The following is an 8,912-nucleotide window of genomic DNA, read 5'->3' on the forward strand; positions in this document are numbered from 1 at the left end:
AGGACCACACTCTCGACCCGCCGCACGACCCACCGCAGCCCCCGACGTGGCCGGTTACCGACCACGGACATTTCCGTCACCCTCACCTGCGCAGTACACACACTCCGCGCGACCGTGCCCCTGACATTCACCGAGCGTTGCACCCACCCAGTGCGCACACGGGACAGACGAACACCACGTACCGGCGCACCGCCGGGCGCAGTCAACCACCCCACCACCCAACCGGAGTAGAAAGTTCCGTAACGAATGTTCTGCACGATTCTTCGCACAGAACAACGGAATCAGCAGACCAGAGCGATAACCAGCGCGGCTGGTGCGGTGGTTCTTTGGGCGATCACAGCGGAGGCGCCAGTGCTCGAGCCACGGGCGACTGTCCGGTGGATGACCGCTCTCATTCCGGGCCGAGCGTGGTGGATGTTCACCCGAGGGCGCCGAGCCTCGACGCCCGCCGCCTGAACGCACCATTCACCCTAATGTCGGATTCAACAGAAGCGCTTCAGAATGGCAGCTGGGCCAGATATCGTCGCAGCTCAGCAATCCTGCTCCCCGTACCCGCGGGGATGACCCCTCCGCGCTCTGATAGCCGGCGTCTGCTCCCCGCACCTGCGGGTAGCAGCACTCCAACCGGGCCGCCCCGCCCCTCCGCCTACACCGATGCGCCAGAGGTGCGGCCTGCCGGCGGCGTGGGGGTGGCGGCGCGCGGTGCGGGCAGCGCGGCTTTCTGCGTCGTCGGGGGCTGCGTACCCGGTGGCAGGGTTACCGAGAGGCGGGCCGCATGGTGGTCCGCCTCTTGGGCCACCGCTTGGAGTGCCCGGAGGTCGCCCGGGGCGAAGCGGGCCGAGGCGACCGCTGCGGTGACGAGGGCGTTCGCCCTCTCGGCGACGTCGCCGTACGGGCCGACGGCCGGGCCCGGCCCGCTGTCGTGCGGCGGGAGTTGCTGCCAGGCGTCTCGGAACGCCGTCACCCGGAGGTGGTCGGAGGTGTTCAGCTCCTGGCCCATGGATGTGCCCATCCACGCCGCGAAGCTCCGCGTCACTTCTTCGGCGGCTCGTACGGAGTCCTCGCGGGTGGCGTACGCCGTCGGGGACTCGCGCTCGACGAGCCGCTGCATCGGCGGTGCCTCGGCGTCCGCCTCCGGCGGGGAGACCGGCACCGGGGTGTTGGCCCGTTCGGCGGCTGCGACCTTGCTGTAGGTGAGGGTGGCGTCGGAGAGTTTCAGCAGGGCATCGGCAGCGGGCAGGTCTCCCGTGCCGGGGCGCAGGCGATTCGCGAGAGCAGCCGCCTGAACCGAGATCGCCTCGCAGGCCCGGATCGACATCGTCTTCCAGAATCCCTGGAAGCGGACGTCCTCGCGCAGCTTCTCCCAATAGGGGCCGGCCTTCTCCTTCATCACGTCCCAGACGTGCCTCAGAGCGCCGCGGACGGTCTGGATCTGCTGCCATTCGGGATGGTTCGTGAGGCTCTCGGCGTGGGCGTCCACTCCCGCCTGGGCTGCCTCGACCGCGGTCACCGCACCGGGCATTGCCGGGGTCGGGCCGACACCGGGCGCCGGCGCCGAGAGCGGGGCCCAGCTCGTCTGTGTGGGCGATGCGGGGGGTGGTGTGGGAGCGGGCGGCGAGCTGAGGGCGGCCACGTGCTCGGCCACGGCAGCCCGAACCTCGGAGGAGTGGCCGGGAGGGCCGTATTCGTCCCAGGCTTCGAGAACCTTGTCGAATTCCGCCCAGTCGAGATCCTGTGGGGTCGGAGCGGGCCCGGATGCCGACGGAACGGTCGGTGGGACCGGCGGATCTGACCCGTCCCACAAGGGCATGGCCCCGCGCCCGGGACGGCGCTCCCGCGCCGCGACAGGGTCCCTGACCTGGTCTGCTGCTGTGGCCATCGCGGTACTCCAGGGGGTCTTGCGCCACGGGCGGCGCGTGTTCACCGGTCGGGGGGTGTGAAACGGCGGCCGCTCGCCGTGTCGGAGAAGGCGGCCACGTCTGGCCGGCCACCAGCGGCTCTCACAGGGAGTGCCTCCGGCTCTGTGCTTCCCCGTTCGGCTGCGCGATCCGGGGAGCTGGGACGGGGGGCGCAGGGGGACGAGGCTGGGTGAGCGCCTGCATCTGCTGCCGGACCTCGGTCTCCTGTTCACGCCGGTGGGGCGGGAGCTGTTCCCGTCTCTCTACTTCGGCGGCTGCGCGTTGCCTGAGTCGGTTGAGGCGGTCCATCTGGTCTCGCGCGGTGGTTACGGCATGGTCGGCGTGCTGCTGGTCCGCGGCTGCGGTCCGTTGGGCCTAAGAGATCACTTCAGGGCGGGCGCCTTGCTCCTGTAGCCGCTGGACGATCTCGTCCGCCGGGGTCGGCTGTGAAGTCTGGGCTTGCGTGAGGGCGGCTTGCTCCGCCTTCGACAGCCTTTCGGCCCAGGCCGAGAGCTGACTGTCGCTGAGGAGACCTGGCGATCCTCGCGGAGCTGGCATCCTTCCGCCCCTTCCCGTACCGGATCACCCTCGACGGAGGAGAGCCAGGTGGGGGCCGCCGTCAGCTGCGGGAGTCAGTACGGGCGTGGCGTCTTGCTCGATCCGGGCCAGCCGCTCGGGCCATTCCGGTCCCAGGTCGTGGCCGGCTTCGCGATTCCGTATCTGAGTGGCGACGAAGGCCTCGCTCTCGGAGGCCGTCAGGGGCCGGGTGCGTTCCGTTGTGATCGCCTCCGCCGTGGCGGGACGGCCGGCCCAGTCACCTGTTCCGTCGAGGGTGTTGCTGTACCGGGGCTTGCTCTCGCCCCGGCGGTAGACGCTCACGAGGCTCGCCAGGGCGGCGTCGTCGACGCTCTCGGCCAGGGTGAGGATCCCGTGGAAGGACTCGTCGGCGTTGGACTGCACGGTGAGCCGTCCCTGGCCCCGGTCCGCCAGCTGGTCGAAGTAGCGGGTGACGATGCCCTGGTCACTCAATGCCTTCGGGACGCCCATGAAGAGTGCCTCCAGACGGAATCCCGCACGGCGGTAGGCGAGCATCTTGTCTTCCACCGCCGACGCGTTCTGCGAGGTCTCCTGAATGATCGCGTTCAGTTTGTGAGAGCGGACGTACTCCTCGGCCTGTGCCATCCATGCCCGCCCGTCCGCCCGGGTGTAGGCCGCCATGAGCGTGTCGTCCCGCGCCATCAGGGCGTCGTAGGACGAGTGGTACGGCTTGTAGAGGTCGCTGTCGACATCCACGAATCCGCCGTGCTGGTTCAGTGCCGCAGCCACCATCTCGGTGACGCGGCTCTTGCCGGACCCGGGCTGGCCGATGAGGAAAACCACCGTGGGGGTGCCCTGCGGCTGACGTCTTTCGAGGAGATGAGGGACGATCCGTTCCCGGAAGATGCGCCGGTTGTCTTCTGCCGGTAACCGGTACCGCTCCACCTCGTCCGGGTCGATCACGCGTTGCCTTCCCGGATCTCGCGGGCGAGCTGCGCGTAGTGCCGGCGCGCTGCGGCGATCTGCTCGCCGTCGTCGGAGCGAAGGCCTTCGCGTTCCTTCGCCAGCCGGGCCTGCGCCGCCAGGGCGTTGACGATGACGGCCTGGTCCGGCGCCGGTTTGGCCTGCTCTGCGGCGATCAGCGCGCTGTAGGCACCGACAGCTCCGTTCACCGCTTCGATCGCGGCCTCGTAGGCTGCCGTTCCCTCGTTCGACCAGTCGTACGTCGGGAGCTGGTGCGTGATGGAGATGCCGTTGTCGGGCTCGGCCACGGGACTTCCTTCCTTGGGGCAGATCGTGCTCGTGGATGCGTTCTTCTTGTGGATCACTTCACAGGATCCCGTGCGGAGGAGCCTGACCGCACCCGATATCCGCCGGGGCCTGATCGCCTTGGGGCGGGGCTACAGCGGAGCGTTGAGTGCGGCTTCGCGGCGGGCGACCTCGGCGGCGGCCGGGTGAAGCGCGGGAGCCGTGGTCGCTTCCGAGAGCGTCAGGTACAACTCGAAAGCCTCGTCGCTTCCTGGGGGGACGGGCACGACGAGCGGCGGATCCTGGTGGATGCCGCAGGGACGTCGGCGCCTCGGCGTGGTTCTGGGGGGAGTGTCAACGGGGCCGATGAAGACCCCAGGACTACAACGCGGGCGACGGTAGGGTCTGGCTGTTTCGTTGTGCTTGATCACGTAGGTCTCCAGCTTGTCGATCAGATCGTCGCGGCTGTGGAAGTCGCCGTGGACGTGCCGGCGCGGGCGGGTCAGGGCGGAGAAGAACAGCTCGACCTGGTTGAGCCAGGAGGCGTGTGGGGGTGTCCAGTGGACGTGCCCGCGCGGGCAGGTGGCCGGCCAGGCTCTGGTGTGCCGGGCGGCGCGTGAAGAGCCGTGACGGAAACGGCGAGATCAAGCTCTTTCACACCAGAGATCACGCCGTTTCCCGGGTGATCAGTCGACTGGCGTCGCCCAAGGGTGAAGATCGGAAACCCCGGAGGGCAGGACGAAGGGGGCGAAAGGGGTGGGGACGCATGCTCTTGGAGCGAGATGGAGCGCTGGGCGCGGTCTCGGCAGCGGCGGCGGCCGCGCGCGCGGGCAGTGGCCGCTGGGTCCTGCTCTCGGCACCGGTGGCCGGTAGCGGGCGGACCGCGCTGCTGGAGGAGGCCATACGGCGGCAGACCGATGGCGGCGCCATGCAGGTGAAGCGTGCGCGCGGCGTTCCCGAGGAGGCCGACTTCCCCTTCGGGCTCGTCCGGCAGTTCCTCTCGGACGACGGGGTACTTCCCTTCACGGGACTGAGCGGACCGGATGAACAGCGGCTGTGCCACATGCTGGTGACACGGCTGGGCCGAGCCGCGGCCGAGCAGCCCGTACTCGTCGCGGTGGACGACCTCCATCATGCCGACGAGGTCTCCCGGCGCTGGATCGGCTACCTCGCGCGCCGCATCGCCGACCTCCCGGTTCTGCTGGTGGTCACCGAGTGCGCCACGCCGTCGGCAGTGGTGCCGTTCCCGCCCTCCTCGGGTACGTCCGTCGTCCTCCACCCCCTCAGCGAGTCCGCCGTCGGCCTCATGGCCCGGGAAGCCGGCCTTGATCACAAGGACACGGCGACCTGCGTCGATGCGGGTGGCGGGAACGCGGCCCTGGTGCGGGCGCTCGTCTCCGACCTCGCGGAGGGTCGGCTCTCCCGCCCGCTCTCCGCCCCGTCGCACAGCCGGTACCGCGACACGATCGCCGAGTGGCTGAGGCGGAAGGCCGATCCGTGTTCGCGCCACGCCTGCCTGGCCCTCGCCGTCGCGGCCGAGGGAGGGTTCCACACCGACCCCGTGCTCCTGCGCAGGCTCTCCGGCCTCTGCGCGTCCGACCGTTCGTCGTGCGAGCGGTCGGTGCGCCGTCTCGGCAGGTTGCTGAGTCATCCCCTCGCGAGGGAGGCCGTTCTCGCCGCGGCGGAGCCGGGAGAGATCACCGCGCTCCGCATCCGGGTCGCGGAACTGCTGGACGAGGGCGGCGCACCCGCGGCGGTCGTGGCGGCGGGGCTCCTGCGCCTGGACCGGCCGGGCGAGACGTGGATGGTCCGTGCTCTGGACGAAGCGGCGCAGGACGCGGTCCGCACTGGTCACGTGGCCCAGTCGGCCGAGTACCTGCGCCATGCGCTGAGCGGTCCGCTCGATCCGGAGCGGCGCGCCGACCTCTCGGTACGTCTCGCCTCGCTGGAGCTTCCGCACAACGCGACCGCCGCCATCCGCAGGCTGCGCAGCGGACTGGAACTGCATTCCGACCTTCGGGAGCGGGCGACGACGGCGACCGCGCTCAGTGCGGCGCTCGTCGCGAGGCGGGACACCGGTTCCGCGTTACGGGTCCTGGACCAGGTCGGTCGCGCCGGCGACGCCGAGCTGGTCCAGATGGTGCAGACACTCGGTGCCCTCATCTCCTCGCACGACAACGATGCCTGGCGCACCGCCATCGCCGGTCTGCGTGCCCTCGCCCCGACGGCGGCCCCCGCCATCGAGCCGCTCGTATGCGGACTGATCACCGAGTACGAAGCCGGAGCGGGCCTCTGCTCGGCGGCCGAGGCGGTCGCCAGGGTCCGCCCGAGGCTGGCCCTGCCCGTGGACCCCCAACTGCGCACCGCCTGGCTCGGCAGCGCCGCCACCCTGCTCCAGTGGGCGGACCGCCTGGAAGAGGCGGTCGAGTTGACGGGCTCGTGCCTGCCGGCCACGCCCGTTCCCCCGGATCTCACGAACGCGGGCACGCAGTGCCTGCTCAGCGTCCGAGCCGAAGCGGCCCTCTGGGCCGGAGCGTTCGACCGCGTCATAGCCGAGAACGGGCCCTTGGTGGAGGCGACCGCCGGGCAGGGGGTCCGGCTGCCGCATCTGACGGCCATGGTGGCGATCGCACGGTACGAGACGGGTGGGCGCCGCGAGGCGTGGAGGACCGTGAACCTGGTCGGACCGCCGCCCCTGCACGACAGTTCCTGGGAGTGGAACGAGGTCCGTTACGCACGGGCCCTGCTGCACGCGGCGGACCACGACTGGAGGGCGGCCCTCGACGACTACCTGGCCTGCGGGGCGGGTCAGCGCGCTCATGACTTCGTCAGCCCCGTCGCCACGCCGTGGCGTTCCGGAGCGGCGATCGCCCTGGTGCGGCTCGGGCAGCGGGAGGCGGCCCGCGAAGTCGCCGAGGAAGAGGTGCGCCATGCCCGGACCTGGGGCACCGCCCGTACCGTCGGCCGGGCCCTGCGGGCGGTCGCCGCTGCCGTGGGCGGCAGGATGGCCCTGTGTTCGCTGACCGAGGGCGCCGAGCTGCTCAGACCGAGTCCCGCACCCGTGGAACTCGTGGAGACCCTGGTCGATCTGGGAGCCGTCCACATCGAATTGGGCAACCGGCGGAAGGGTCGCGAGGCACTGCGCGAGGCGCACGCCGTGGCCTTGCGGCTGTCCGCGCCCGCCGCCGAGAGCGGGGAGCCGCGCGGTGCCGCGCGTCTCCTCGTGATGGTGGACGACGCGCTGCGCGCGGCCGGAGCGCGGAAGAGGGGCAGCGGCCACACATTGACCCTCGCCGAACGGCGGGTGGCCGAGCTGGCGGCCGGGGGCCGGACCAATGTCCAGATCTCCGCGGCGCTGTGCCTCACCCGCCGCACCGTGGAGACGCACCTCACCCACGCCTACCGGAAGCTGCGCATCGCCCGACGTGCCCAACTGGCCTCCGCAATGGAACACGAGGAGCCGGAGGCGGACCCGGGGACCGGCGCGGGGGATCCGGGGAGCCAGGGCGGAACGTAGGAGCGTACAGCCGACCGGAGACCGGACGAAGGGGCGGGGTTCGCTCCGACGGCCCCTGCCGGAACCCGGAAGGCATGGTTCGGCAGGGGCCGGGGAACGCGTGTCCTCCCCGGCGGTGACGGTCTCCCGTCACCGCCGGGGGAGCGTCAGGACTTCGACACGGTGAAGGAGGCCGCGGCGTTGTCTCCACCGCCTCCGCTCCGGCTACAGGTGTATCCGCTCGGGACGGAGCAGCTGTACCCGTTGCTGCCCACGTAGGGGTTGTTCCAGTACACCGTCACCTTGTTGCTCTCACCGGTCATGCTGAAGGTGACCGAGCCCTCCGTGCCGGTCATGACGCCCTCCGACTCGCTCGCCCACTTCGCGGTGACGCCGGGCTGGACCATGGAGGGAGGCAGCATGCCGTCCGACCAGATCCCCCACTTCAGCTGCGAACCGTCGCGGGCCAGCAGCTTGCCCGAGTTGTTGGTCAGGGTCACGGTCGTGCTCCGGGCCGCGGTGGCTCCGGGCACCGTACTCGTCGGCGACTGAGCCTTCGCCGCCCATGAGGGCTGGACCGTGAACGTGACATCGGCGTTGTTGCCCCCGCCGCCACTCCTGTAGCAGCTGTACCCGGACGGGACGTGGCACTCGTAACTGTTGCTGCCCACGTAGGGGTTGTTCCAGTGCAGCTGGACCTCGCCGTTCGAGAGCGCGTACGTGGCACGTCCCTCGGTTCCGGTGGCGGCTCCGCAGGACTCGCTCGCCCAGCGCGGGGACTTGTCGTTGGGGATGTTGTCGGGCGGCAGCATGTCCGTCGTCCAGCAACCGTGATCGAGCTTCTCCCACGTCTTGACCAGGTTCTGCCCGGTCTTGTTGACCAGGGTGACGCTCGTGGAACGCTGTGCGGTGGTCCCGGGCAAGATCTTCGTTCCGCTGTCGGTGACCGGGCTCTGCTCCGCAGACGCCTGCGGTGCGCTCTGCCCCGTCGAAGCCTGCGCGGCGGGGGCCAGGGCGAGCGTGCCCGCCGCCATGAGCACGGCGGTGAGAGCACCCGCGGCCGTGCGTCCGAGGTGGGTGGTTGAGGTCTTGAGCTGCATGGGTCAGCCATCTCTCTTCGAGGTAGCGGCGAACGGGAGCGGGCCCTGTTCGCCTGGTTCACACACGGGTGCCACAGGCCGTACCGGCGCCGTGCGCGTCACTGGATGTAGAGGACCCACGTGCTGTGGCCGCTGTACTCGATCAGCATCTGGGTGGCCGCCCCGAGGCCGTACAGCACCCAGTAGTTGGCTTCCGCCTCCAGGTGCGAGGCGAATTCACCGGTCCATATCCAGATTCCGGACGCCGAAGCCGCCGTGGGGGCGGCGGGCGCCACCGATGCCTGTTCCGGGGCGGCGGAGGATGAGGCGGCGTACGCCTGGGCGCCCCCGCCGGCGAGAACCGCGGCGGCGAGCACGGCGCACAACGAAGCTGTGCGAATTGTCCTGCGCATGACAACGTCCCTTCTGTATCACTGACGCCAACAGCCTCTCCCCCGAGATGAGTCGGCTGCCGACGCAGCCATGCGGTGGGGCTCGGCGTGACGCCAGACTGTCACGGCGCCGTCATGCTCAGGCATCGTGGAAAACCGCGAACTTAGACCGTGTCCTATGTGGTGAGGCGGGCGAGCCGCTTGTAGCAGCAGATGGCGGCGGCGAGACCGAGAAAGGCCAGGTAGTTGCGGGGGTGGCGTT

At 70.4% G+C, this 8,912-nt stretch carries 7 protein-coding genes; 1 reads left to right on the plus strand and 6 read right to left on the minus strand.

Annotation, left to right across the window (positions count from 1 at the left end; all coding sequences use genetic code 11):
- Positions 1-646 precede the first annotated feature (646 nt).
- The 4 genes from ADK55_RS39075 to ADK55_RS40400 form a co-directional block, all read right to left on the minus strand.
- Positions 647-1,645, minus strand: a complete 999-nt coding sequence (locus ADK55_RS39075; protein ID WP_199826460.1) for a hypothetical protein — start codon at positions 1,643-1,645, stop codon at positions 647-649.
- 835 nt (positions 1,646-2,480) lie between these two features.
- Positions 2,481-3,398 carry a zeta toxin family protein gene (locus ADK55_RS06750; RefSeq protein ID WP_078998570.1) on the minus strand — a complete coding sequence of 306 codons (918 nt, stop codon included), beginning with the start codon at positions 3,396-3,398 and terminating at the stop codon, positions 2,481-2,483.
- Entirely contained in the window at positions 3,395-3,706 is a 312-nt protein-coding gene (locus ADK55_RS06755) for a hypothetical protein (RefSeq protein WP_234349927.1), read from the minus strand. The genes ADK55_RS06750 and ADK55_RS06755 overlap by 4 nt, the downstream gene beginning before the upstream one ends.
- Positions 3,707-3,835: 129 nt before the next feature.
- The gene (locus tag ADK55_RS40400) at positions 3,836-3,970 is read right to left on the minus strand and encodes a hypothetical protein (protein WP_266974415.1); all 135 of its coding nucleotides are present in this window, start codon (positions 3,968-3,970) and stop codon (positions 3,836-3,838) included.
- A gap of 479 nt (positions 3,971-4,449) precedes the next feature.
- Here ADK55_RS40400 and ADK55_RS06760 point away from each other — a divergent pair, with 479 nt between their 5' ends.
- Positions 4,450-7,200, plus strand: coding sequence for a helix-turn-helix transcriptional regulator (locus ADK55_RS06760; RefSeq protein WP_053676548.1), 2,751 nt, complete (start codon positions 4,450-4,452; stop codon positions 7,198-7,200).
- A gap of 146 nt (positions 7,201-7,346) precedes the next feature.
- On the opposite strand, the gene ADK55_RS36025 is transcribed toward ADK55_RS06760, so the two are convergent.
- Both ADK55_RS36025 and ADK55_RS06770 read right to left on the minus strand, forming a co-directional pair.
- Positions 7,347-8,279, minus strand: coding sequence for an aegerolysin family protein (locus tag ADK55_RS36025; RefSeq protein ID WP_053676549.1), 933 nt, complete (start codon positions 8,277-8,279; stop codon positions 7,347-7,349).
- A gap of 98 nt (positions 8,280-8,377) precedes the next feature.
- Positions 8,378-8,671, minus strand: coding sequence for a hypothetical protein (locus tag ADK55_RS06770; RefSeq protein ID WP_159041297.1), 294 nt, complete (start codon positions 8,669-8,671; stop codon positions 8,378-8,380).
- Positions 8,672-8,912: the final 241 nt, after the last annotated feature.

The sequence above is a fragment of the Streptomyces sp. WM4235 genome, from assembly GCF_001279725.1.
Classification (GTDB): domain Bacteria; phylum Actinomycetota; class Actinomycetes; order Streptomycetales; family Streptomycetaceae; genus Streptomyces.